At 64.1% G+C, this 23,191-nt stretch carries 22 protein-coding genes and 1 tRNA gene; 9 read left to right on the forward strand and 14 right to left on the reverse strand.

The features are described from left to right. The first annotated feature begins 1 nt into the window (after position 1). The 3 genes from lon (at position 2) to VGH41_RS12565 (ending at position 3,139) form a co-directional block, all read left to right on the forward strand. Positions 2 to 2,335: an endopeptidase La gene (lon, locus tag VGH41_RS12555; RefSeq protein WP_331597767.1), complete on the forward strand. Its 2,334-nt coding sequence runs from the start codon at positions 2 to 4 to the stop codon at positions 2,333 to 2,335. Between the two features lie 360 nt (positions 2,336 to 2,695). Further along, positions 2,696 to 2,968 (forward strand): HU family DNA-binding protein, encoded by a 273-nt coding sequence (locus VGH41_RS12560; RefSeq protein ID WP_091794386.1) that lies wholly within the window; start codon positions 2,696 to 2,698, stop codon positions 2,966 to 2,968. Between the two features lie 95 nt (positions 2,969 to 3,063). Beyond that, positions 3,064 to 3,139, forward strand: a tRNA-Val gene (locus VGH41_RS12565). Positions 3,140 to 3,330: 191 nt separating this feature from the next. Here VGH41_RS12565 and gph read toward each other — a convergent pair. Both gph and VGH41_RS12575 read right to left on the reverse strand, forming a co-directional pair. Beyond that, positions 3,331 to 4,065 (reverse strand): phosphoglycolate phosphatase, encoded by a 735-nt coding sequence (gph, locus tag VGH41_RS12570; protein WP_331597768.1) that lies wholly within the window; start codon positions 4,063 to 4,065, stop codon positions 3,331 to 3,333. 162 nt (positions 4,066 to 4,227) lie between these two features. Then, positions 4,228 to 4,992: an HAD family hydrolase gene (locus tag VGH41_RS12575; RefSeq protein WP_331597769.1), complete on the reverse strand. Its 765-nt coding sequence runs from the start codon at positions 4,990 to 4,992 to the stop codon at positions 4,228 to 4,230. A 378-nt stretch (positions 4,993 to 5,370) separates the two neighbouring features. Between VGH41_RS12575 and VGH41_RS12580 the strand changes: the two genes are divergently transcribed. Both VGH41_RS12580 and VGH41_RS12585 read left to right on the forward strand, forming a co-directional pair. Beyond that, on the forward strand, positions 5,371 to 6,486 hold the full coding sequence (locus tag VGH41_RS12580) for a beta-propeller fold lactonase family protein (protein WP_331597770.1): 1,116 nt from the start codon (positions 5,371 to 5,373) through the stop codon (positions 6,484 to 6,486). 91 nt (positions 6,487 to 6,577) lie between these two features. After that, entirely contained in the window at positions 6,578 to 7,630 is a 1,053-nt protein-coding gene (locus VGH41_RS12585) for a histidine kinase (protein WP_331597771.1), read from the forward strand. Here the strand turns inward: VGH41_RS12585 and VGH41_RS12590 are convergent. From VGH41_RS12590 to VGH41_RS12630, 9 genes are all read right to left on the reverse strand, one after another. After that, complete coding sequence (locus VGH41_RS12590; protein WP_331597772.1) at positions 7,600 to 8,262, reverse strand: response regulator transcription factor; 663 nt, start codon at positions 8,260 to 8,262, stop codon at positions 7,600 to 7,602. The genes VGH41_RS12585 and VGH41_RS12590 overlap by 31 nt on opposite strands. Positions 8,263 to 8,264: 2 nt before the next feature. After that, complete coding sequence (pqqE, locus tag VGH41_RS12595; RefSeq protein WP_331597773.1) at positions 8,265 to 9,464, reverse strand: pyrroloquinoline quinone biosynthesis protein PqqE; 1,200 nt, start codon at positions 9,462 to 9,464, stop codon at positions 8,265 to 8,267. After that, the gene (gene pqqC, locus VGH41_RS12600; RefSeq protein WP_331597774.1) at positions 9,461 to 10,174 is read right to left on the reverse strand and encodes a pyrroloquinoline-quinone synthase PqqC; all 714 of its coding nucleotides are present in this window, start codon (positions 10,172 to 10,174) and stop codon (positions 9,461 to 9,463) included. Before pqqC ends, pqqE begins: the two co-directional genes overlap by 4 nt. Further along, entirely contained in the window at positions 10,171 to 10,734 is a 564-nt protein-coding gene (locus VGH41_RS12605; protein ID WP_331597775.1) for a cytochrome b, read from the reverse strand. The genes pqqC and VGH41_RS12605 overlap by 4 nt, the downstream gene beginning before the upstream one ends. Positions 10,735 to 10,775: 41 nt before the next feature. Further along, entirely contained in the window at positions 10,776 to 11,633 is an 858-nt protein-coding gene (locus tag VGH41_RS12610; RefSeq protein ID WP_331597776.1) for a formylmethanofuran dehydrogenase subunit C, read from the reverse strand. After that, positions 11,630 to 12,589: a formylmethanofuran--tetrahydromethanopterin N-formyltransferase gene (fhcD, locus tag VGH41_RS12615; RefSeq protein WP_331597777.1), complete on the reverse strand. Its 960-nt coding sequence runs from the start codon at positions 12,587 to 12,589 to the stop codon at positions 11,630 to 11,632. The genes VGH41_RS12610 and fhcD overlap by 4 nt, the downstream gene beginning before the upstream one ends. 55 nt (positions 12,590 to 12,644) lie before the next feature. Then, positions 12,645 to 14,345: a formylmethanofuran dehydrogenase subunit A gene (locus VGH41_RS12620; RefSeq protein WP_331597779.1), complete on the reverse strand. Its 1,701-nt coding sequence runs from the start codon at positions 14,343 to 14,345 to the stop codon at positions 12,645 to 12,647. Continuing rightward, the gene (locus VGH41_RS12625) at positions 14,342 to 15,697 is read right to left on the reverse strand and encodes a formylmethanofuran dehydrogenase (RefSeq protein WP_331597780.1); all 1,356 of its coding nucleotides are present in this window, start codon (positions 15,695 to 15,697) and stop codon (positions 14,342 to 14,344) included. Before VGH41_RS12625 ends, VGH41_RS12620 begins: the two co-directional genes overlap by 4 nt. Before the next feature lie 319 nt (positions 15,698 to 16,016). Further along, the gene (locus VGH41_RS12630) at positions 16,017 to 16,796 is read right to left on the reverse strand and encodes a HisA/HisF-related TIM barrel protein (protein WP_331597781.1); all 780 of its coding nucleotides are present in this window, start codon (positions 16,794 to 16,796) and stop codon (positions 16,017 to 16,019) included. Between the two features lie 13 nt (positions 16,797 to 16,809). Between VGH41_RS12630 and VGH41_RS12635 the strand changes: the two genes are divergently transcribed. From VGH41_RS12635 to VGH41_RS12645, 3 genes are read left to right on the forward strand one after another with little or no spacing between them, the layout of a single operon-like run. Beyond that, positions 16,810 to 17,874, forward strand: a complete 1,065-nt coding sequence (locus VGH41_RS12635; RefSeq protein ID WP_331597782.1) for an ATP-grasp domain-containing protein — start codon at positions 16,810 to 16,812, stop codon at positions 17,872 to 17,874. Continuing rightward, positions 17,871 to 19,025 (forward strand): hydantoinase/oxoprolinase family protein, encoded by a 1,155-nt coding sequence (locus VGH41_RS12640; protein ID WP_331597784.1) that lies wholly within the window; start codon positions 17,871 to 17,873, stop codon positions 19,023 to 19,025. The genes VGH41_RS12635 and VGH41_RS12640 overlap by 4 nt, the downstream gene beginning before the upstream one ends. Further along, the gene (locus VGH41_RS12645) at positions 18,995 to 19,585 is read left to right on the forward strand and encodes an aspartate kinase (protein ID WP_331597785.1); all 591 of its coding nucleotides are present in this window, start codon (positions 18,995 to 18,997) and stop codon (positions 19,583 to 19,585) included. The genes VGH41_RS12640 and VGH41_RS12645 overlap by 31 nt, the downstream gene beginning before the upstream one ends. A gap of 56 nt (positions 19,586 to 19,641) precedes the next feature. On the opposite strand, the gene VGH41_RS12650 is transcribed toward VGH41_RS12645, so the two are convergent. The 3 genes from VGH41_RS12650 to pqqA all read right to left on the reverse strand — a co-directional run bounded on the left by VGH41_RS12650 (position 19,642) and on the right by pqqA (position 21,203). Continuing rightward, positions 19,642 to 20,394, reverse strand: a complete 753-nt coding sequence (locus VGH41_RS12650) for a (5-formylfuran-3-yl)methyl phosphate synthase (RefSeq protein WP_331597786.1) — start codon at positions 20,392 to 20,394, stop codon at positions 19,642 to 19,644. 18 nt (positions 20,395 to 20,412) lie between these two features. Beyond that, positions 20,413 to 21,021, reverse strand: a complete 609-nt coding sequence (locus VGH41_RS12655; RefSeq protein ID WP_331597787.1) for a DUF447 domain-containing protein — start codon at positions 21,019 to 21,021, stop codon at positions 20,413 to 20,415. Positions 21,022 to 21,128: 107 nt separating this feature from the next. Next, the gene (pqqA, locus tag VGH41_RS12660) at positions 21,129 to 21,203 is read right to left on the reverse strand and encodes a pyrroloquinoline quinone precursor peptide PqqA (protein ID WP_013342881.1); all 75 of its coding nucleotides are present in this window, start codon (positions 21,201 to 21,203) and stop codon (positions 21,129 to 21,131) included. A gap of 457 nt (positions 21,204 to 21,660) precedes the next feature. Here pqqA and VGH41_RS12665 point away from each other — a divergent pair, with 457 nt between their 5' ends. Beyond that, positions 21,661 to 23,187: a form I ribulose bisphosphate carboxylase large subunit gene (locus VGH41_RS12665; protein WP_331597789.1), complete on the forward strand. Its 1,527-nt coding sequence runs from the start codon at positions 21,661 to 21,663 to the stop codon at positions 23,185 to 23,187. Positions 23,188 to 23,191 lie beyond the last annotated feature (4 nt).

The raw sequence follows: 23,191 nt of genomic DNA on the forward strand, positions 1-23,191 counted from the left end.
GATTCCGCTCTTCGTAGGCCGCCCGAAGTCGATCAAGGCTCTCGAAGCAGCGATGGAAGGCGGCAAGCACATCATGCTCGTCGCCCAGAAAACGGCTGCGAAAGATGAGCCGACCGAAAAGGACATGTACGAAGTAGGGTGTATTGCCAACATCCTGCAAATGCTGAAGCTGCCGGACGGCACCGTGAAGGTGCTCGTCGAAGGCTTGCAGCGCGCGAAGACGCTTTCCATTGAAGAACAGGAAACGCAGTTCTCGTGCGAAGTCATGCCGCTCGAACCCGACCACGCCGACAGCGCTGAAACCGAAGCGCTGCGCCGCGCGATCGTGTCGCAGTTCGACCAGTACGTGAAGCTGAACAAGAAGATCCCGCCGGAGATTCTGACTTCGCTTTCGGGCATCGACGAAGCTGGCCGTCTGGCCGATACGATCGCGGCACATCTGCCGTTGAAGCTCGACCAGAAGCAACACATTCTCGAGATGTTCCCGGTTATCGAGCGTCTCGAGCATCTGCTCGCGCAGCTCGAAGCGGAGATCGACATCCTGCAGGTCGAAAAGCGCATCCGTGGGCGTGTGAAACGCCAGATGGAGAAGAGCCAGCGCGAGTACTACCTGAACGAACAGGTCAAGGCGATCCAGAAGGAACTGGGCGAGGGCGAAGAAGGTGCGGATCTCGAAGAACTCGAGAAGCGCATCACGGCCGCGCGCATGCCGAAGGAAGCCAAGAAGAAGGCCGACGCCGAGCTGAAGAAGCTCAAGTTGATGTCGCCGATGTCGGCTGAAGCGACCGTCGTGCGTAATTACATCGACACGCTGATCGGCTTGCCGTGGCGCAAGAAGAGCAAGGTCAACAACGACCTCTCGAATGCGGAACGCGTGCTCGACGAAGACCACTTCGGTCTCGAGAAAGTTAAAGAACGCATTCTCGAATATCTCGCGGTCCAGCAACGCGTGGACAAGGTGAAGGCGCCGATCCTGTGCCTCGTTGGGCCTCCGGGTGTCGGTAAGACGTCGCTGGGCCAATCGATTGCACGCGCAACGAATCGCAAGTTCGTGCGTATGGCGCTCGGTGGCGTGCGCGACGAGGCCGAGATTCGCGGCCATCGCCGCACGTATATCGGCTCCATGCCGGGCAAGATCCTGCAAAGCCTCACGAAGGTGGGCGTGCGCAATCCGCTCTTCCTGCTCGACGAAGTCGACAAGATGGGCCAGGATTTCCGCGGCGACCCGTCGTCGGCTCTGCTGGAAGTGCTTGATCCGGAACAGAACCATACCTTCGCTGACCACTACGTCGAAGTCGACTTCGACCTGTCGGACGTGATGTTCGTGGCGACGTCGAACTCGCTGAACATTCCGCCGCCGTTGCTCGACCGGATGGAAGTGATTCGTCTGTCGGGTTACACGGAAGACGAGAAGGTCAGCATCGCGCAACGTTATCTGTTGCCGAAGCAGAAGAAGAACAACGGCCTCAAGGATGGCGAGGTCGATGTGACGGAAACCGCGATCCGCGACATCATTCGTTACTACACGCGTGAAGCGGGTGTTCGTTCGCTCGAGCGTGAAATCTCGAAGATCTGCCGCAAGGTCGTGAAGATGCTTCTGCTGAAGAAGGCAGAAGGCGCGGTGAAGGTCGACGGCAGCAACCTCGACACTTTCCTCGGCGTGCGCAAGTTCGACTTCGGTCTGGCCGCGAAGGAAAATCAGGTGGGCCAGGTCACGGGTCTCGCGTGGACGGAAGTGGGCGGCGATCTGCTGACCATCGAAGCTGCGGTGATGCCGGGTAAGGGCAACGTGATCCGCACGGGTTCGCTCGGCGACGTCATGAAGGAATCGGTTGAAGCGGCGCGCTCGGTAGTCCGCTCGCGTTCGCGTCGTCTGGGCGTCAAGGACGAAGCGTTCGAGAAGCAGGACATTCACATCCACGTGCCGGAAGGCGCGACCCCGAAGGATGGTCCTTCGGCGGGTATCGCCATGACGACCGCGCTGGTGTCCGTGCTGACCGGTATTCCGGTGCGCGCCGACGTGGCAATGACAGGCGAAATCACGCTGCGTGGCGAAGTTCTGCCTATCGGCGGCCTGAAGGAAAAGCTGCTCGCAGCGCATCGCGGCGGCATCAAGCTGGTGCTGATCCCGGAAGAAAACGTCAAGGATTTGACGGAGATTCCGGACAATGTGAAGAACGCGATTGAAATCGTGCCGGTCCGCTGGATCGACAAGGTGCTCGAACTCGCGCTCGAACGTGTGCCGGCAGCATTGCCCGAGGAAGAGCCGAAGCCGGCCACGCCGGTTGCGGCTGAGCCAGGCAAGGACGCGGCAACGGATGTGGTGAAGCATTAATGCTGAAGCAGTAAGCCAGCTCGTCACGTAGTTTGTGCATCGAAAGCCCGCGGCATTGTCCGCGGGCTTTTTTTGTCTGCAAGAGGCACATTTGTGTGTCACCCGTCGGTAATTGTCCCAACTTTTGGACGTCAACGTTTGCGGATGATCGATGGTTGTGCGCGCATCTATCAGCCGCAAGATTTCGTCATCAAAAAGGGCCTCACGCCTCGATTTATCCGGCTCAACCCCGCTTGACACAAGGGTTTCGTCCAATTCTAATTGGCGGGCTCGGTGTTCGTGCCGTGCCGCGTTGGTACCCGGCGCTCTCAATCAAAAAAGCGCCATTACGATTGCCCAATAACATTCTCGGGGGCTGGAATGAACAAGACGGAATTGATCGATCACATCGCACAAGAAGCCGACATTTCGAAGGCGGCGGCAGGACGTGCGCTGGATGCCGTGATCGGTGGAGTCAAAGGCACGTTGAAGAAGGGTGGTTCAGTCACGCTGGTTGGCTTCGGAACGTTCGCGGTTGGCAAACGCACGGCGCGCACGGGTCGTAACCCGCGCACCGGTGCGGCGATCAAAATCAAGGCAGCCAAGGTGCCGAAATTTAGGCCTGGCAAAGCGCTAAAAGATGCGCTAAACTAATGGGCTCGCTGCTTGAGAGTGGCGCGGTTCGAAAGGTTGGGAGTTGGGCAACTGAGAAACGCGGCGCGAACGGGCAGCACGCAGAATCGCGAGGCGGGTGCTTAGCTCAGTTGGTAGAGCGGCGCCCTTACAAGGCGTAGGTCGGGAGTTCGAGCCTCTCAGCACCCACCATTCCGTTTCGCGAGCAACGTCTCGAGTAGTTTGAAGACGTTCACGGCATTCCAGAAAACCCGCACAGCTAAATCGCTCTGCGGGTTTTTTATTGCACTCAATTTGCGTCGCAATGCCTGGTATGTTCAATCAGGCTGCGCTGGGAGCCATACGGATTTAGCCTGCTTTCCAAGTGCACAGAGGCACGGCAGCTAACCTTGTTCAGGCCGTCGCGGCGACAATGACGCGGCCCTTTCCGCCGGAACGCAGCCGCGCTCAGCAAGCAGGGCGGGCAGCGCTTCCAGCGAATCGATCAATGCATCGCATGCCAGTGCCTCAGATCCGCCCGGGCCCGCATATCCGTAACGCACAATAAACACCGGCATACCGGCAGCATGCGCCGCTGCCACGTCGACCGGGGAATCACCTGCCAGCACGCTTTGTTCGGGCTTTGCGCCGAGCAGCCGGCATGCATGCCACAGTGGTTCAGGTTCCGGCTTCATCTCCGCAATGGAGTCGCCGGCCACCAGCACATCCAGATAACCGCTGAGTCCGCTCATCAACAGCAGCGGCGCAGCCAAGGCCTGCGGCTTATTGGTCACGCAAGCGAGCCGGTACCCGCATCGTTGCAATGCATCCAGACCGGCGACGACACCCGGGAACACGTGGCCCAGCCGGCCGTTGGTTTCTGCATAGTGCCGATTGAACACGGCGAGCGCATGCGCGGCGTCGTCGACGCGTTCTTCCATCCTCGCTGTCTGCAGTACCCGTCGAACCAGATTGGGCACGCCTTTGCCGATGAAGCCGCTCACCGTCGCAAACGGCAGCGGGGTTAACCTGAACTCGCCGAGCATGCGGTTAGCCGCATCGACGATATCCGGCGCGGTATCGATCATGGTGCCGTCCAGATCGATGAGAACCGCGTGAGCGTGGCTGTCCCTCACCATGACACACCGGCACGCAAGTGACACGCAACCATCCCGAAGGCTGCATCTAGCGATCTGCTCGAACGCAACATCAAGGTGTCAGTTGATCCGGCATCCTTATCAAATGCCGAACAGCAACGTGATTGACAGCGCAGCGCACTCCATGCGTAGTTCACCCGCATCTCAGACGACCTCGGACACAGCTTGCCAATGCCAGCGGCGTAGCGCCGCCAGATCGACCCAGCCGGGCGGCTCGTCGACACCGGCGTATGAAACCGGCGCATGCGGCTCACCCAGGTGAGGCAGCACGGTAAGCGCACCATCGAAGCAGTCGCGCAACGTGTACGCCGTAGGCGTCACCACCGTGGGCACGCCCGCCGCGCGCGCGGCGCTCAGGCCGTTTTCAGAGTCTTCGAAAGCGATGCATTGCGTGCCTTGCAGACCGAGCCGACGCAATACGTCGAAATAGACGTCGGGTGCGGGCTTCTTCACGCGGGTCGTACTGGCGTCGCAGATCGCCGCGAAGCGATTGCGCCAGCTCGTGCCGAACGGTGTCTGCAGCAGCGCGTCGAGGTTGGCCGACGTCGTCGTCGTTGCAATCGCCACCCGGATACCCGCAGCATTCGCTTCATCAATCAGACGCGCAATGCCGGGCCGTAGTGGCAAGCCGCCGTCGCGTACCCGTTCTGCATAATGTCGCGTTTTGATGGCGTGCACCGCATCGATGATTTCCTTCACCTTCGTTCCGTCGGCTTCTTCGAGGTCGGCCACGTGCCAGTAGTGCATCAGACGTTCCTTGCCGCCCGTCACCTTGAGCAGACGCGTGTAAAGCGCCTCGTCCCAGTACCAGCCGAGTCCCACTTCCGCGAAGGCGGCATTGAAGGCCTGCAGATGCGCGGTTTCGGTATCGGCGAGCGTGCCGTCCACGTCGAAGATGAGCGCTTGCATGATGCGATCCTTTGCTTGGGGTAATGACCCGATGCACAAGCGGGACGCCTGCACCTCGTCACGAAACGGCAAGGCACGGCCCGCCGGGGGATGCACGGCGCTTGCCCTGGCAGCCATGCCGGTGCGCCGGTGCGCCGTTGCGCCGCTTACAGGTAGCCACGATAACCGAGCCGCGCACCCATTTGAATTCAGTGATTATTTGGACTCCGATAAGCCATCCTTTACAGTGCTTTTGAAAGCTCACCCGCAGATTTCGTCAATTCGGGAAATTCTCCCGCCTGAAGGCGGTTGTCAAACAATCGCCCAATAGGCTACTTTGACTGGATGACGCGAGCTTCCGCGGCACGGCAATGACATCACGCAGAACGGAGTTCAAATATGCCGGAGACATGCAGTTCCCTGACAACATCCATTCATTCGCTCGCGTTGGCCGCAGTGGTTGTGTTGGCCGCGTCGGCCGCGCAGGCTGCGACGCCGACTGCCTATGTGACGAGCGAGAAAGCGGGCGTGGGCGTAATCGATCTGAATCAGATGACGCTCGCGAAGACCTTTCCGGTCGGCGCGGACGGCCCGCGTGGCCTGAGTCTGAATGCGGACGGCACGCGCCTCCTCGTCGCCAACAAGAACACGAATGATCTGGCTGTCATCGATACGGCCTCGGGCGAAGTCGTGCAACGCGTGAAGATCGGCAAGAACCCTGAATATGTGCGCGTGCACAACGGCTATGCGTACGTCACATACGAGCCCGGTGAGGATGGCGGCCCGCCGGCAGGCAAACCCGCGAGTGGCGAGGCGGGCGGCAAGCCGGACAATCAGGCCGGCGGCAAACCCGGCGGCGACGACGATGACGCCAACAAGCCGCCCGCGGAAATCGCCATCGTCGACATGAAAAGCTGGCGTGTGGTCCATTCGGTGACGAGCGGACACGAAACCGAAGGCATCGAATTTTCGCGTGACGGCAAGTCCATGCTCGTCACCAACGAAGGCGACGATACGGTATCCATCTACCGTACCGGGACCGGCGCGCCGGTCAGAACCGTGAAGCTTGCAGCGGGCGGGCGGCCGCGCGGTATTCGTCTGTCGCCGGACGGCAAGGACTATATCGTGACGCTCGAATCGCTGAGCAAGTTTGTCGTCATCGACGCCCACACGTTCCAGGTGACGAAAACCGTCGATACGAAGCTGGGTCCCTATGGCGTCGCATTCGGTCCGCAAGGCCGGCGTCTGTTCATCGCCGCGGCGCGCGACAAGACCGTCCAGGTGTTCGACGCCCACAGCTACGAGCACGTCGCCGACGTCCCGGTCGGGCAGCGCTGCTGGCATTTCAGCTTCACGCCCGATGGCGCGAAACTGATGGTGGCGTGCGGGCGCTCGGATGCGGTCTACGTGCTGGACGCACAGACCTACCAGCCGGTCAAGCAGATCGGCGAATTGCCGCTTGCCTGGGGGATCGTCACGTATCCGCGCAGCGACGGTTCGATCGAATCGCAGTGATCGCTTCGGGCGCCGCCAGCCGGCGCCATGCAGTACGTTGCGCCGCGTTGAACCTGCCACGCACGATCGGGCTGAGTAGAATGCAAACGTGATGTCCAGCGATCCTTCGACCCCATCTTCGCTTCAACGCCCGCCGCCGCATTCGACGGTGTGGCGCGATCTTGCCTGGGTGCTCGGGTTGACCGTACTGGCGGCCGTGCTCGGCGCGCTCTTCAATGTCAACGAGCTGGCTTATCGCTGGACGCGCGGCTTCGAACGCTTTCAGCTCGACGAGTTGCCGGAGACCCTCTGCGTGCTCGCCACCGGGCTCGCGTGGTTCGCATGGCGCCGTTATCGCGAGACCCAGCGCGAACTGAGCCGGCGCCGCGCGCTGGAAGAGCAGGCCGAACAGCTGCTCGCCGACAACCGGCGTCTCGCGAATCAGGCGCTGCAGGCGCAGGAACACGAACGCCGGTATCTCGCGCGCGAACTGCACGACGAACTCGGCCAGTATCTGAACGCCATTGCGCTCGACGCCGCGCGTATCCGTGATCTGGCGAGCGGTCGCGAGCCGGAGGTCCATCGGGTGACGCTCGGGCTGATCCAGAGCGCGAATCATGTCTACCGGCAGATCGGCGGCATGATCCGGCGTCTGCGGCCCATCGGTCTGGATGAGTTCGGCTTGCCGAGCGCGCTCGAACACTGCGTCGACGGCTGGCGTGAGCGTTTGCCGGAAGCGTCCTTCTCGCTGACCGTGGAAGGAGACTTTGCCGGACTCAGCGACGCCTTGACCATCACGCTGTACCGGCTGGTGCAGGAAGGGCTGACCAACGTCTCGAAGTTCGCCCGCAGCGCGCGCGTGGAAGTGTTCATGGTGCGGGCGCCGCGCGAAGCACCGCCCGGACAGCCTGAACAGCCGGTTGGGAGCAGGCAGCCGATCGACGAGATCGTCGTCACGATGGCGGACGACGGCCCCGGCTTCGATCTTTCCAGACCCCGCAGCGGACTCGGCCTGATCGGCATGCGCGAGCGCGTCGAGGCGCTTGGCGGCGAATTCCACATGGCGAGCGAACCTGGCAACGGCTTTCTGTTCTGCGCTCGCATTCCGGCCAATGCGCCTGCCAATGCGGCCAGTCAGGCCGGGCTTGCCGAGCCGGTGAACTGAAGCCCGAGCCGGCTCGCCATCTGCGCCAGCTGCACGCCATTGTCGGCACCGAATTTTTGCCGGATCACCGATTGATGATTGGCCACCGTCTTCTGGCTCAGCCCCAGCCGTTCTGCGATGCTCGGCAGCGTATAGCCTTGCACGAGCAGACGCAGCACTTCGAATTCGCGCGGCGACAACTGCCGCCCGGGCGGCCCTTCGCTGATGACATTGCGCAGCGCGAGCGTCTGCGAAATATCGGGGCTGAGGTAGCTCTCACGCCGCGCGACCGTGCGCACGGCTTGCACCAGCACATCCGGTGCGCTGGCCTTGGTGACATAACCGAGCGCGCCGGCGTCGAGCGCGCGCCGCACGAAAATCGCTTCCTCATGCACGCTGAAGATCAGCACGCGCGCGTCCGGCACCCGGGCGAGCATGCGCCGCATGGCTTCGATGCCGCTCGCGCCCGGCAGCGCTACGTCCATCACGACCACATCCGGGCCAAGCGCGCAGAAACGCTGATAGGCTTGCGCCGCATCGGCCGCTTCGCCGCACACGTGCACATCGGCGTTGAGCTCGAGCAGACGCCGGTAGCCTTCGCGCACCACCGCATGGTCGTCGACGAGCAGGACGGAAATGTCACCGGCAATCATGGTCAGGCTCCTGTGCGGCTGCGTCCGTTCGGCTCGTGCGAGACGGACGCAAGCTTGCGCGAGTTGGCGTCGTTACGAAACAGGATCGGCTGTTCGCGCGGCTCGGCCGCGACGGCAGCGTGACGGACCAGCGTCACCACTTTTTCATGCATCGGCGACTTGTCGCAAACGGGATCGGCATTGGCGGGATCGCCGGTGAGCAGATACGCCTGACAGCGGCAGCCACCCAGGTCGCGCTCTTTTTCATCGCAACCGCGGCACGGCTCCTTCATCCATTCGAAACCCCGGAAACGGTTGAATGCGTCGCTCTCGTACCAGATCTCGCGCAACGTCATGTCTTTTACGTTCGGCAGCACGAGGCCGGGCAGGCTCCGCGCCGCGTGACACGGCAGCGCCGCACCGTCCGGAGCGACGCCGAGAAACACCGCGCCCCAGCCGTTCATACACCGCTTCGGCCGACGTTCGAAGTAATCCGGCACGACGAAGAAGATCTTGCAGCGCTCGCCATGCGTGCGCCGATAACGGTCGACGACTGCTTCGGCTTCATCCAGCTGCTCGCGCGTCGGCATCAGTTGCGCCTCGTTCGCGTGCGCCCAGCCGTAATACTGCGTGTTGGCGAGTTCCAGATATTCGGCGCCCATCGCGAGCGCCATATCGATGATCTTGTCGACGTGCGGCAGGTTGTAGCGATGCAGCACGCAGTTGAGCACCATCGGGAAACCATGCCGCTTGATCGACGCGGCAACCCGCTGTTTCAGGTCGAAGGTACGCGTGCTGCTCAGGAAGTCGTTGAGTTGCTGCGTCGAATCCTGGAACGACAGTTGAATGTGATCGAGACCCGCCGCTTTGAGATCGCCGAGTCGCTGATCGGTCAAGCCAATGCCGGAGGTGATCAGGTTCGTATAAAAGCCGAGCTTGCGCGCTTCGCCGACGAGCACTTCAAGGTCGTCGCGCACCAAAGGTTCGCCGCCGGAAAAGCCCAGTTGCGCCGCGCCCAGCGCGCGCGCTTCGCGCAGCACGTCGATCCATTGCGCGGTACTCAGTTCGCGGCTGTGATCGGTGTAGTCCACCGGGTTGTAGCAGAACGCACAATGCAGCGGGCAACGATACGTCAGCTCGGCAAGCAGCCACAGCGGCGGCGCCACGCCAGCTGCGGGCTTGGCGGGCTGTGCGCCGGCAACGGGGTGTGAAAGATCGGTCATTGCGGGAAAGCCTTTTCGATCGAATCGAGCATGGTCCACAGAATGTCGAGCTTGAACTGCAGGATCTCGAGCGCGCGTTCCTGCTGATCGCGCTGCGTGAAGTAATTCAGCGTGACTTCGAGCCCATGCTGCACATCACGCTGCGCGAGCGTGATGCGCGAGCGGAAATAGCCGAGTCCGGCGGGCTCGATCCACGGGTAGCATTCCGGCCAGTTGGCGAGCCGGTCGCGATGCACCTGTGGCGCGAACATTTCGGTGAGCGAAGAGCACACCGCCTCCTGCCACGGCGCACGCCGCGCGAAGTTCACGTAGGCGTCGACGGCGAAGCGCACGCCCGGCGTCACATGCTTCAACGACCACAGATCGTCGCGCGACAGACCCACCGCGTCGCCAAGACGGGCCCACGTTTCGATGCCACCTGCCTCGTTGCCGTAACCGTCGTGATCGAGAATGCGCAGCACCCAGCGGCGGCGCGTCTCGCGGTCGGGACAGTTGGACAGCACCGCGGCATCCTTCAGCGGAATGTTGATCTGATAGTAGAAGCGGTTCGCGACCCAGCCACGAATCTGTGCGGGCGAACAGCCGCCGCTATTCATTTTCACGTTGAACGGATGGTGGATGTGATACGCGGCGCCCCTCGCACGCAACTGCGCCTCGAATTCGTCGCGCGTCCAGGCGGGTTGCCCCTCGCGAGCGGATTGCAGCGTCATGGCAGCATCCTTGCGAGCAGATTGTCGCGGTCGATCCATTGATGCTTGAGCGCGCCCGCTACGTGCAGCGCAATCAGCACGATCAACGTATACCCGACAGCCTTATGCAGCCCGAAGAAAAGCGCGCGCAATCCCGCGTCGTCCCAGCCCCAGCTGGGCAGCAGAATCCCCCAGAAACGCGTTCCGTACCGGTTGAACGACGAGCCGAGGTAGCCGAACAGCGGCATCGCGACCATCCCTACATATAAAAGAACCTGCGTAGTGCGCGCGGCGGCGCGTTGCCACGGACGCATCGGCGGCAAGGGCGGCCGGTGGAAGGCCGCACGCGCCAGGATGCGAAGAAGCACCAGCAGGAAAACCGTGATCCCAAGCGATTTGTGCAGACTGAGCAGCGTCGCTTTGACAGGTAGCCCCTTTGGCAGCCCAACCATATACAGACCGAGTGCGAGCAAGCCAATGATGCCCACCGCAATCAACCAGTGCAGCGCGATCAGCGAGCCGGCATAGCGCGGCTCGCCGGCGTCAGACGCTGGCGTTGCGGGAGAATGTGCCATCGTCATGCCTGTCTCCTTTGTTATGAGTGCTGCCGCCTGATCTCAGCTTAGCCCACGATCAGGATTTCGCCGCGTCCGTCGACGGCCAGGTCGCCCGTAAGGCGCGCCGGCAGCCGTGCCGCGCGCCACTGCGAAAAGGGCGCAATTTCATCCGCGAGACTGCGCGCGAGAAGCGCCCAGAAAACGTCGAAGCCGTGGCCGCCCGCTGTGAAGGTCGGCGGCACGGATGCCGGCTGCCGCGCGAGCAACAGCGTGCCGCGCCTCATACCGTACGCATAATGCGAGCCCAGCTGGCCGGCGATGCCAACCGTGCCGGCGACGAGCCGTGCCGCGGCAAAATCGCCTGCGTCGCCCCCAACCAGCACGAGACCGCGACGCATCCGGTCAGCGAGGCGCGCGCCCGCATTGCCGTGGATGGTCAGCGTGCCGCCCGTCATGCCTTCCATGTCGCCGGTCAGCGCGCCCGCGGCGAAATCGCCGCTGTCGCCGTTCACCGTGAGGCGGCCGCCGCGCATTTCGCAGGCGGTGAAATGTCCCGCGTTGCCTTCGATCCGCAGCACGCCGCCCGTCATCCGCAGGCCGGTGTAGTCGCCGGTTGAACCGTGCACGACGAGGTGGCCCTCGCCAAGCTGCGCGCCCACGCGGTCGAGCCACGGCCCTGCACCTTCGATCAGGAGTGCCGCGCCGCTCCGAGACGCATCCACCGCCGGCTCCGAGCCCACCGCAGCGTCGCTGCGCAGCACGTCGAACAGATCGCCCACCACGCACCGCTGGTTGCCGGCCGGCAGCACGATGCGCTCGATCTCGGCCACACTCAAGTCCGCCAACGCAGCAGGCTGCAGCGCGGCCGCATCGACGCGAAACCCGGGTGGCGTGTTCACGCGCAAGGTGGTCGTCGTGCTCATGGGCGGCTCCCGTCGAGCGCTGCCGCAAGCGCATGCAGATGGAAGTGATACGGCCCGAGCTTGCCGCCGTAATTGCCCGCCGAAATCCGCAGCATGCCGGCCGCGCGGCCCATCCGGGTGGCCGCCGCGATACCCGCCTGCATGGCCGCGCCGACGTCTGCATCGGTCAGGCCGTCAATCACGATCTCCAGCACACAGCCGACTTCCGCGCTCAGTTCGCTGCGCGGCGAAAGTCCCATCAGGGTGGGGCAAAACGCGTCATTGGTTGAAGCGCTCGCGCCCTTGTACTTCGAGCCGACCTTCGATCCCGAGCGGACCACGCCGCCCGGAAACGGCATGATCACGTTCGGCAGCCGGCGCATCGCGGCGACCGCGGCTTCGGCGGCGGCGAGCGCGGCGTCGATGTCACGCGCCAGCAGCAACAGATTGCCGCCGCCCACCGCCTTGACCGTGGGCGCCGTGTCTTCACAGACAAATTCGCCGTCCATCACCGGCACACGCCAGTAACGGGTACTGCCGAGCATCTTCGAAATCTGCCAGCCGTCGCCGAAAAAACGCAGGCCGCTGCCGAGCGATGCGCGATCGGAAAGCGGTGCGCGGCTCGTCGCGGGATCGATGCCGGCGAACACCGCCGTGGTCGGGCAGGTCAGCACGGATTGCCCGACGCGCCGTTCGATCTGTTTTGCCAATTCCTTCGACGACACCGCAAACAGCAATACCGTCACGCCCGGGCGGCCATCGGGTGTTTCATCGGATGTCAGCAGGCGCTCGACCCCGGCCTCGCAGCCGCAGCCGATCACCGATGTCGCAAAGCCCGTCAGCGAAGTGGCCGCATGCATGGCCCAAAGCGGGGTGTGCGCGGTGATGACGAGCCGGGTCGCCTTCATCGGAAAGGCTTCCGCGAAGGTGGCGTCAATCGTCGTGCCGTTGATCTGCAGGGTCGCGGGGTCGCTCATCGTCTGCGGTTCATTGGGCCAATCAGGCAGGTTGGGCAAGGCTGCGGGCGCGCCATCAGGCGTTCGCCAGACATTCGACCGGCAACAGGCGGCCACCGCGGCAGCAACTGCACACCTCGTCGTCGCTGATCGCGGCATGCGCGAAGTTGCTCGCCAGATTGGCGTGGCTGTAGGCGCGCAGCGTCTTTTCGATGCCACGGTCGAAATCCGGCGTGACGAAATGAATCCCTCCCGTGGGCGTGGCGACCAGCGTGCCGTCGCGCGCCACCAGTTCGCCGTCCTTGAACACATACGCGGGCGAGGTGAACATCCGCTCGCGATCCTTCTCGTCGCGATACACCGCAATGTCCGCCGCGGCCCCCACGCCCAGGTGGCCGCGATCGCGCAATCCCAACAGACGGGCAGGCCCGGCGCGCGTGATGATGGCGATCTCGTAGAGCGAAAACTCGCGCTTCAGTTCAGGCAGCGCGCTGGCCACTTGCGCGTCGGGATTGAGCCGTGCGAGTTGCTCGTCGCGAAACGACTTGTCCATGAGCAGACGGATCAGATGCGGATAGCTCGTAAACGGACCGCCGTTCGGATGATCCGTGGTCATCGAAACGCGCCACGGGTCGTCGACCAGCAGGAATATTTCAAGGCCGATGATCCATTGCAACGCGTTCACATAGCTTTGCTCGCGGTAGCGAAACGGCACCACGCCGCAACCCGCGTCGCACTCGATATCGCCCAGCACCCATTTGTGCGGCCTCGCGAGCGGCGTGTTCCGGAACTGCATCATCGTGTCACCCGAAGCCGTGACGGTCTGTCCGAAGATGATCTGGCCCACGTCGATCGACACATTGGGCCGGGCGTTCACCGCATCGGCAATCTGACGCGCGCCCGACGAAAACTTTTGCGGCCCCTCGACGCCATAGCTATGAAACTGGATATGCGTCAGATGAATCGGCAGGCCGTCGGCGGCGTCCATGGTTGCGATCGTCGAGTCGAGATTGCCCGGCACGCCGAGATTGCTCGCATGGACGTGCAGCGGATGCGGCACGCGCAGTTCGGTCAGCGCGCGCGACAGCGTGTGCAACACGGCGCGTGGCGTGATGCCGTAGTGGACGTGCGGCTCGTCGACATTGAGCGAGCGCTGGTTGAACTTGAAGGCGGAGATGCCGCCGGGATTGACCACCTTTACGCCGAGCGCCTTGCTGGCATGAATCGTCCAGCCCACGTAGTCGCGCAAGCGCTCGAAATCGTCGCGTGCGGCGAGCATTTGCAGGAACAGTTCGTCATTGCCGAGCATCACGTAGGCGCCGTGATCGATGATCGGCGTGTCGCCCATTTCAAGGTGGGTGTGACGCGCATTGGAGGGCATCATCGCCGGCTCGAACGCGGCCGTGTAGCCCATTTCGGCGTAGCGATAACCCGTTGCCAGCGTGCCTGGCGCGCAGACTCCGCACGAGGGCAGGCGCAGATAGCGTCCGGCGTGGTCCTGCACCGTTTCGTAGGCGGCATCGCGCACCGGGTCGTCGCGATGATCTTCGGGCAGCAGCAGGCGCGACAGGTTGGTCTTGCCACCGCCGATGTGCGAATGCAGGTCGATGCCACCCGCCATCACGATCATGCCGGTGGCGTCGTATTCGCGATCGACCGGCGTATGGGCCGCAAGGTCGACGATCCGGCCGTCGCGGAAGGCGAGGTCGCGGCGCTCGCCGTTGACGCCGTTGGCGGGGTCGTAAAGCGTGCCGCCTTTGAGCCGGATCACGCTCATGGCTGCACCCGGGCGGCCAGTTGTACGGCGAGGGTCTCGACCGTGGGCAACGCGGCGCCGCGCGCGGCGGCGAGCGGCAGCACCACTGAGGTGTCGACGCGAAACAGATGGCCGCCGCTGTCGATCCCGGGCGTCGCGACCGGCAGGAAGACGGTGGGCGCACCGCGCGCCCTGGCGGCCTCGGCGAGCGCGGGATGGCCGAGCACGACGGTAGGGACGTCATGAGCCAGCGCGTGCGGCCACGCGTGCGGCGCAAAGCTCGCCACCCATAGCAACGCGTCGACCTCACCGTTTGCGAGCAGCCGGCCGGTGCGATAACGGTACGGATCGTGTTCGAGCGCCGCCGTGCCGGCCAGACGCGCCGGGGTCGACACGCGCGTGCGCAGCGGCCAGCCGGACAGCCACGTCACGGTTTGATTGACCGTCAACGCGCCATCGCCGCCGCCGAGCGCAAGACACCCGGCGCGGGAGGTACGGTTGACCGTCTTGACGATCCGGTTCAAGGCTTCGACTAACAACGCAGCATGCGGACCGGGCAGCGCGGCAGGTTCGTAGACGATCACGGCGTAGCGTGCGGCGGCGATGCGTGCCTGCAGCGCGGCGAGCGCCGCGGCGGCCCCTGAACCGCCGTCGTTCAGCGTGTCCGGCTTGCGTCCTTCGCTGAGCGCCGACCAGAGCGCCAGCGTGTCGTACGGATCGCAGCCGCTCAGGATCGTCTCGCCCCGCGTCTGCTGAAAGCCGCTCAATCCCGGGTCCGGCACGTCGCAACCCACGAAGATCCATTCGCGCGGCGTGTCGATGCCGTCCAGAAGCCGTGCGTAGAAGCGCGGAAAGTGCTGCGACGGCTGGCAGCCGAACACCACCACCAGATCGGCGCGGCTTCGCACTTCGGAAAGCGTCGTGAAGAACGAGCCGCGGTCCTGTAGCGCAAGCGTCGCCGCGCTCAACGCGTCGCCGTGCAGATGATCGAGAATCGCACCACAGCTTGCGGCGAGCGTGTATAGCGCGCGCGCACCGGCGACGTCGGTGGCCAGTCCGGCGAACAGCGGTCGACGGGCCTGCGACAGAATCTGCGCGGCTCGCTCGAGGGCGCTGTCGAAGTCGGCGTCCTGTCCATCAATCAGGTTGCGGCACTGCGCATCGGCCGCGCCAAAGCGTGTGAGCGCTTGCGCGAGCCGCGGGCAATCGGTGTTCGCGGCACTGAGCGTGCCGTCGTCATATAAAGCGACGCTAAGGTCGTCGCACAGCAGCGGACAGAACGGACACGTCCAGTTATGCGTACTCGATAGCGCAGGCACATAGGCCGCGCCCGATGGGTTCGTGTTCGACGGATCGATAGGCGAGAGGTGCATGGGGCGTTTTTAGCAAACTCCATGCCGATTGATCTCGCGCTGCCGCAGCGCCTGCGCAAACGTCTACACAAACGAAGGAAGTCGGTCCTGTACGGTCGCGCACTTAAAAGCGCCTGACGGAGAAAACGCCAGCCCATTAACGCGGGTGGGTACAAGCGCCGCGGGCTCTCGGGGCCTTGTCGCGCCGCACAGGTTGTGTGTCGTTCTGCAACAGAGTGTCACTCGCTGCGCCCGCGCTGGAGCGTCGCCTTGCCTTTCGTTTACATGTGAGCGCTGATGCGGGTGAGTTGGCGAGTGGCATGGAATTTGTATGGCACACCTATGTGGATGCGCAAAGCGGGGCGCCGAGCAAGCCGTCATGCAGCGCCGAGGCGATCAGCCACGCGCTTGCGCCAGTACGGCTCGCGCAGCGCAGGTCGTCGGGATGGCGGATGCCGCCCGCGCCGATCACGGTGGTATGCGCAGGGGCGTTGGCGCGAATGCGTTCGAAGGTCGCGAGGTCGGGTCCGTCGTAGCTGCCGACCTGATCGAGCGTCATCGCGATCACCCGCTGCGGCCACCACGATGACGACTGCGCGAGATGGGCGAGCGACGGTGCGACGAGCATCTGGCCGGCGCGATGATCGAGCGACAGGATGGGCGCAAGGCCGGCGTATCCGGCTTCGCGCAGCGCATGAGGCTCGCGCAAGGTTTCAGTGCCGAACACGGGAACGAGCGTGGCGAGTTCGGGGCTGGCGGAGGGGTGAGCAGTGTGGTCGATGGGGTGGCCGTTGCGGGTGACGATGTCGTCGATACGGTCGAACAGCGTGCGCATCGATGCGTAGTCGGTATAGCCCGCATCGAGCCAGATCTGCGTGCCGGGGAGGGCGGCGCGCAGCATGGCGAGCGTTTCGGCATGAGCGTCGTGGTTCAGGATCGCGCCGAGGTCCGCGATGTACAGCGTGTGTGCGCCGCTTGCTGCCAGCAGCGCACGGGCGACGGGGAGCGGCTCGCTGGTGGCGGCGAGCGGCGACCGGATGGGCCGATAGGCTGTCCGCTCGCCGCGCACCGCGCGCACGACATGGCCGTTGAGCAGATCGAGAACCGGTATCACCTGCATAGGGGCGCGTTCCTTGACCAAGATCTTTGTCTATGAGTATCTCACCGGCGGGGGCATCGATCCGGTACTCGCCGGCTCAAGCAGTCTCGCCGATCTTAGCGCGCTGATTGTCGAAGGCCGCGTGATGCGCGATGCGCTCGTCGCGGAGTTGCGTGAAATCGACGGGGTAGAGGTGACGTTCGCGAGCTCGCGCTTCGAAAAAGTCGACCCGGCGCTCGCGCATTGTAGAGCCGCGCCGGGCGAATCGATGACGGCGTTTGTGGCTCGCGTGGCGCGCGAGCACGATTACGCGTGGATCATCGCGCCGGAATGCGATGGTCTGCTGCTGCATCTGCACGACGCGGTCGGCACGGCGCGCTGGCTCGGCTGCGCGAAAGAAGCCATACGGATGACGTCCAGCAAGAGCGCAAGCGCAGCACTGCTGACTGCCCACGGCATCGCGACCACGCCCGCGCTCGAACCCGGCCGCGCACAGGAGGCAGAGGAGCACGCTGACCCGGCCGCTCGCTGGGTCGTGAAACCGGACGATGGCGCAGGCGGTCTCGATACCTTCGTGTTCGACCGCTTCGCCGACGCCTGCGCGGAATACGATGCGCGTGCCGCTGCCGTCCGCAATCCGGTGCTGCAAGCGTGGGTGGAGGGCGAGCCGCTCAGCCTCTCGCTGATCTGCGAGCCTGACCACGCGGAGCTCATCAGCATCAACCGGCAGCAGATCGGCCTGCGTGGACGCGAGGGAGCGGGCCGGCAAGCGCAGATCGTCGAGTTCGACGGCGTGACGGTCGATCAGATCGATCGTCGCGGCGAACAGGGACGCCTGCTCGGCGCGCTCGCGCAGCGCGTGGCGCGCGCGCTGCCGGGTTTGCGCGGCTTCGTCGGCATCGACGTGGTGTGGCATCCGCAGCGCGGACCGGTCGTGATCGAAGTGAACCCGCGTATCACCATGGCGTATGCGGGCCTTGTCGCGACGTCGGCAGGCACGCTCACCCATGCTTTGCTGGCGGCGCACGGCGTGCGCGTGGCGCGCCCCAGGACCGCTGCCCGTGCCTGTGGATCGCAGGCGTGCGGAGCGCGCCCATGAGCGCGACTCATCTGACTGACGTGAGCACCGCTCACGCAGCGGCGTTCGGCTGGGACGTCGGCGGCGCCCATGTGAAGGTGTGCATGGCCGATAGCGACGGCAAGGTGCTCGATGTCGCGCAGTGGGCTTGTCCGTTGTGGCAAGGACTGGATCATCTGGAGCGCGTCATCGGTCTCGTCTTCGAACGCTGGCCGGCGGCGCGAGCGTCCGCTGTGCGGCACGCGGTGACCATGACGGGCGAAATGGTCGACCTGTTCGCGGACCGCGCACAAGGTGTGCGGTCGATCGCCGGTGCGCTGGCGCAGCGGCTCGGCCCGGACCTGCGCTTCTATGCGGGTGATGACTGGCTCCTCGCGAAAGACTGCGCGGACGGCTGGCGCGCGGTGGCGTCGGCCAACTGGCTCGCGACCGCGCGCTGGGTGGCGAGCCGCGTGCCGGACGCGGTGCTGGTCGACATCGGCAGCACCACGACGGACATCATTCCGATCGCACACGGCCAGGTGGTTGCCCGCGCAACCACCGACGCCGGGCGCCTCGCGACGGGCGAGCTCGTCTATCAAGGCATCGTGCGCACGCCGCTCTGCGGAATCGCACATCGCATCGAATTCGCCGGCGAAATGGTCAACGTGATGAACGAATGGTTCGCGACCTCAGCGGATATCTATCGGCTGAGCGGCGAATTGCAAGCGCACTACGATCTGCATCCGAGCGCCGACAACGGACCGAAGACCGAAGCGGCAAGCCGGGTCCGCGTGGCGCGGATGATTGGCCGCGACGCGTACGAGGCGAGCGACGCCGCATGGCGGCAGTTCGCTTTACGCTGGCGCGATCTGCAGCGGCGCGAAATCGGCATCAATCTCGCCCGCGTGATGGCGGCACAGCCGGCACTCGCGGCCGCGCCGCTGGTGGGCGCGGGATGCGGGCGCTTTGTCACGGCGGCTCTCGCGCGCGAGGAAGCGCGCAGCTATATCGACTTCGGTGCGCTTGCGGGTGTGCCGGAGCACTGTGCGGATTGGGCCGCTACGTGCGCGCCGAGTGTCGCGGTCGCGCTGCTGGCGGTGGCGGATCGCAACACGACGCAACGGGCAAACGCAGTTAATCGGACGCGAGGACAACGGTCATGTGGGTGGTCAAGATCGGGGGCAGCCTGAGTCACGAGCCGACGCTGCGCGACTGGCTCACCCAGCTATGCGAAGTAGGCGGCGGGCGCATCGTCATCGTGCCGGGCGGCGGCGATTTCGCCGACAAGGTGCGGCAATATCAGAGCGAATGGCATTTTGACGATCTCGCGGCACACAACATGTGTCTGCTCGCGATGACGCAATACGCGATCATGATGCAGGGCGTGTTGCCTGAACTCGTGCTCGCCTCGAGCGAGGCGAAGATTCGCCGCGCGTTGCGCGACGGCCACGTGGCGGTCTGGGTGCCGACCGCATTGATGCGCGACACGCCGGACGCCATGAGCAATTGGGATACGACCTCGGACAGCCTCGCCGCATGGCTGTCGACCATGCTCAACGCGGAGCGGTTGATCGTAGTGAAGTCATGCCCGATTGCCGAGGACATGCGGCTCGAAACGCTGGCTGCAAACGGCGTGGTGGACCGCCGTTTTGTCGACTATGTGAGCGAGGCCAATTACGTGGTGGAGCTGTTCAACAAGGACAACGTAGCGTTGATGCGCGATCGTTTGCTGAACATGCCTGTCACCTAGCGTTGCGCCGCTTGAGAGCGGTTGTTTTGGGCAAGCGGCGCAAGCTTCGTTGAGGTCTACACGCGTACAGAGACAGAGCCGGAGAGTCCCGCGTCGCTTGCCGCGCTGCTGCTGCGCACGATCTCGCCAATCGGTCGATGCAGCGCGTCGGCCCATTGCGCAACCCGTTGCGGATCGAGGCTGGAGCGCCGCCCGTCGACACACAATGCGGTGCGAAAGCCCGCGACGTCCGGCGCGAGCGTGCGGATCTGCGCGAGTTGGGCCCAGCCGAGCGAGCCGGCGATGCCGCTCATCGCGCCACGTTCACGCGTCATGCTCAACCAGCGCGCAAGCGTATGCGCATCCACGTGGTCGAACAGCGTGCTGCCGTCCTTGCCAGCGGTGTCGAACATCACACCCACGAAGCCGAGCGAGGCCGCATGCGCGACCAGTGTGTCGTCCACGCCGCCGTCGCACAGCAGCACCGGCACGACGGCGGCCGGCAGCGTGGCAAGCTCGTCGAGGCAACGACGCGCGGCGGGTCCTGGCGCGACGCCGACCTTGACGTAGTCGATGCCCGCATCGCTGACTTCGATGACACGCATGGCGATTTCGTCGAGCTCGTCGGCCGGCACGTCACCGATCGTCGCGCTGATCGGCTTGACCGGATAGTGTGCACGCAGATGGCGGGCGATCGCTCTGATCTCGGGAACCGACAGGCCGCCCAGCGCACCCTCGTTCGGCTCCTTCAGGTCGATCAGTTCGGCGCCGGCCTGGGCAGCAGCGAACGCCTCGTCGTCCGAGCGGACGCTTGCGAGCAATGCGGTCATCGAGTTTCTCCGAAAAGACTAGTGAGCCTGGTGGGATACGTGCCCGGCAGCGGCGCCGCCGGTTGATTCGAGACTCGCGCGGTGCCGCGCGATGGCCGAGGTGAGCCAGCCCCAGGCGGTGCGTTCGGCCTCGCCCGCGGTCTTGTCGATGGCGATCTGCAGATACGCCATCTCACGATCGACCTTGTCGGGCGGCAGCATGAAGAGCCGGCTGACAAGAATGGCGCCTTCTACGACCGCGGCCTGCGCGCGGTTGAAACCCGCGAACGGCGCATGGGTTTCGCGGTGTACGCACTTCATGCGCAGCACGGGGCGCTCCTTGTCGTCGCGCAATTCATCCAGTTCGAGTTCGGCGTGCGCGAGCGATTCGGCGAGCCGCACGCTTGCCACGCGCGTCGCGGCCACGGTGGGCCACTCGGTCGCGCAGTGCGTCACGCAGCCGGCGAAGATCCGCACGTCGGTGGTGAAGTTCAGCACGGCCGCACCCGACGCGACGATATTGTCGAGCGTCACGGACGGCCGGAACGGCGAGAGGACGACGAAATCGCCCTCGAAGCGGGCGCCCATCGGCGCGATATGAGGGCGGCCATCGCACGCTGCCGTGGTGACGATCGTTTCGTGGATCATGGATGGGAACGCGTGTCCTGGCAGCGCCGAACAGCCGGCCGTGCTACGGGTTACAGGTTACTCACGATCCGCAGAAGGGCCGCAGCGTATGCGCGGCCCGCGCGGGCTTAACGCGTTGCGATATACATCGTGATTTCAAAACCAAAACGCATATCGGTGTAGCTCGGTGTCGTCCATTGCATAGATCTTTCCTCCGTCACTGGATACTGCGTTGCGCCGTCGGCCCGGCATGATGCCGGACTTCATTGGCAAAGCGTGTCACGCAAAGTTCATGCCGGACGAACGTCGTGGCGCCGCTTCGCGAGCTTTGCAGCGACCGCCGAATTGCTCCGCGTGGCGCCACGCGGGCAGGCATACCGGCAAGCGTCCGCGCAGTGTGCCGATATTGCAGCAAAGTGTGCCATCACCGTATGAAGATTGCCGCGCTGCTGTCACGCGCTTCGCTTGCATGGTGCAACGTATCCGTAAGCAACGCTTCGGGCATCAAATGAAAACGCACATTGCGATGTGAGATCGATAAGGGATCCGTTAAGTCTGCCAAATAAAATCGTGAATTCCCAATGATCGTGTCCTTGCTTACAGTGCATCACAAGCGCTTCGTTCTTCCGGCAACGCGCTTGCCACAATCGAGGATACGTCATGAACGATTTCAGTCAACCGGTGATCGAGCCAACGCGTAGCCAGGGCAGTGCGAGCGGCCAGCCTCATTCGCGCGATCCGCACAATCCACGCGAACGCTATGCCGCAGGCGTGATGAAGTACCGCGAGATGGGGTACTGGCAGCCGGATTACACGCCGAAAGAGACGGACATCATTGCGCTGTTTCGCATCACGCCGCAACCCGGTGTCGAACCCGAAGAGGCGGCCGCCGCGGTGGCCGGCGAATCGTCGACGGCGACGTGGACCGTCGTCTGGACCGACCGGCTGACCGCTTGCGACATGTATCGCGCGAAGGCCTATCGGGTAGAACCGGTGCCGGCTTCGCGCGCTGACGAGCCGCAGTACTTCGCCTATATCGCCTATGAACTCGATCTGTTCGAAGAGGGCTCGGTCGCGAACCTCACGGCGTCGATCATCGGCAATGTGTTCGGCTTCAAGCCACTCAAGGCGTTGCGTCTCGAAGACATGCGCATCCCCGTGGCGTATCTGAAGACCTTTCAGGGGCCGCCGACCGGTATCGTCGTCGAGCGCGAGCGGCTCGACAAATACGGACGACCGCTGCTCGGCGCCACCGTCAAACCGAAGCTGGGCCTGTCCGGCAAGAACTATGGCCGGGTCGTGTACGAAGGCCTGCGAGGCGGCCTGGACTTTCTGAAGGACGACGAGAACATCAACTCGCAAGCCTTCATGCACTGGCGCGACCGGTTCCTGTTTGCAATGGAAGCGGTGAACCGCGCCCAGGCTGAAACGGGCGAGGTCAAAGGCCACTATCTGAATGTGACGGCCGGCACGATGGAGGATATGTACGAGCGCGCCGAATTCGCGAGGGATCTCGGTTCGTGCATCGTGATGATCGATCTGGTGGTCGGCTGGACCGCGATTCAGTCGATGGGCCGCTGGGCGCGCAAGAACGACATGATCCTGCATCTGCATCGGGCCGGACACGGCACGTATACACGGCAACGCAACCACGGCATCTCGTTTCGCGTGATCGCGAAGTGGCTGCGCATGGCGGGCGTCGATCATGCGCATGCCGGCACCGCAGTCGGCAAGCTCGAAGGTGATCCGCTTTCGGTACAGGGCTATTACAACGTGTGCCGTGAAGCGCACAACGAGGTCGATCTGTCACGCGGTCTCTTCTTCGATCAGCCATGGGCCGGCTTGCGCAAGGTGATGCCGGTGGCTTCGGGCGGCATTCACGCCGGGCAGATGCATCAATTGCTCGACCTGTTCGGCGACGACGCGATCCTGCAGTTCGGTGGCGGCACGATCGGCCACCCGGCGGGCATTCAGGCCGGTGCGGTGGCGAACCGCGTCGCGCTCGAAGCCATGGTGAAGGCGCGCAACGAAGGCCGCGACATTGCCAACGAAGGCCCCGAGATTCTCGAAGCCGCCGCACGTTGGTGCACCCCGCTCAAGCAGGCGCTCGATACGTGGCGCGACGTGACGTTCAACTATGCGTCCACGGATACACCTGATTTCGCCGCGACGCCGACGGCCGCCTAGCCAG

Source organism: Paraburkholderia sp. (assembly GCF_036488795.1).
Lineage (GTDB): Bacteria > Pseudomonadota > Gammaproteobacteria > Burkholderiales > Burkholderiaceae > Paraburkholderia.

Excerpts from the sequence above, each read along its gene's own strand:
- VGH41_RS12665 (WP_331597789.1), top strand. The coding sequence starts at position 21,661 with ATGAACGATTTCAGTCAACCGGTGATCGAGCCAACGCGTAGCCAGGGC.
- fhcD (WP_331597777.1), bottom strand. The coding sequence starts at position 12,589 with ATGAGCGACCCCGCGACCCTGCAGATCAACGGCACGACGATTGACGCC.
- VGH41_RS12650 (WP_331597786.1), bottom strand. The coding sequence starts at position 20,394 with ATGACCGCATTGCTCGCAAGCGTCCGCTCGGACGACGAGGCGTTCGCT.
- gph (WP_331597768.1), bottom strand. The coding sequence starts at position 4,065 with ATGGTGAGGGACAGCCACGCTCACGCGGTTCTCATCGATCTGGACGGC.
- VGH41_RS12585 (WP_331597771.1), top strand. The coding sequence starts at position 6,578 with ATGTCCAGCGATCCTTCGACCCCATCTTCGCTTCAACGCCCGCCGCCG.
- VGH41_RS12625 (WP_331597780.1), bottom strand. The coding sequence starts at position 15,697 with ATGCACCTCTCGCCTATCGATCCGTCGAACACGAACCCATCGGGCGCG.
- VGH41_RS12560 (WP_091794386.1), top strand. The coding sequence starts at position 2,696 with ATGAACAAGACGGAATTGATCGATCACATCGCACAAGAAGCCGACATT.
- pqqC (WP_331597774.1), bottom strand. The coding sequence starts at position 10,174 with ATGACGCTGCAATCCGCTCGCGAGGGGCAACCCGCCTGGACGCGCGAC.
- VGH41_RS12630 (WP_331597781.1), bottom strand. The coding sequence starts at position 16,796 with ATGCAGGTGATACCGGTTCTCGATCTGCTCAACGGCCATGTCGTGCGC.
- VGH41_RS12610 (WP_331597776.1), bottom strand. The coding sequence starts at position 11,633 with ATGAGCACGACGACCACCTTGCGCGTGAACACGCCACCCGGGTTTCGC.
- VGH41_RS12580 (WP_331597770.1), top strand. The coding sequence starts at position 5,371 with ATGCCGGAGACATGCAGTTCCCTGACAACATCCATTCATTCGCTCGCG.
- VGH41_RS12655 (WP_331597787.1), bottom strand. The coding sequence starts at position 21,021 with ATGATCCACGAAACGATCGTCACCACGGCAGCGTGCGATGGCCGCCCT.
- VGH41_RS12645 (WP_331597785.1), top strand. The coding sequence starts at position 18,995 with ATGTGGGTGGTCAAGATCGGGGGCAGCCTGAGTCACGAGCCGACGCTG.
- VGH41_RS12640 (WP_331597784.1), top strand. The coding sequence starts at position 17,871 with ATGAGCGCGACTCATCTGACTGACGTGAGCACCGCTCACGCAGCGGCG.
- VGH41_RS12590 (WP_331597772.1), bottom strand. The coding sequence starts at position 8,262 with ATGATTGCCGGTGACATTTCCGTCCTGCTCGTCGACGACCATGCGGTG.
- pqqE (WP_331597773.1), bottom strand. The coding sequence starts at position 9,464 with ATGACCGATCTTTCACACCCCGTTGCCGGCGCACAGCCCGCCAAGCCC.
- VGH41_RS12575 (WP_331597769.1), bottom strand. The coding sequence starts at position 4,992 with ATGCAAGCGCTCATCTTCGACGTGGACGGCACGCTCGCCGATACCGAA.
- VGH41_RS12620 (WP_331597779.1), bottom strand. The coding sequence starts at position 14,345 with ATGAGCGTGATCCGGCTCAAAGGCGGCACGCTTTACGACCCCGCCAAC.
- VGH41_RS12605 (WP_331597775.1), bottom strand. The coding sequence starts at position 10,734 with ATGACGATGGCACATTCTCCCGCAACGCCAGCGTCTGACGCCGGCGAG.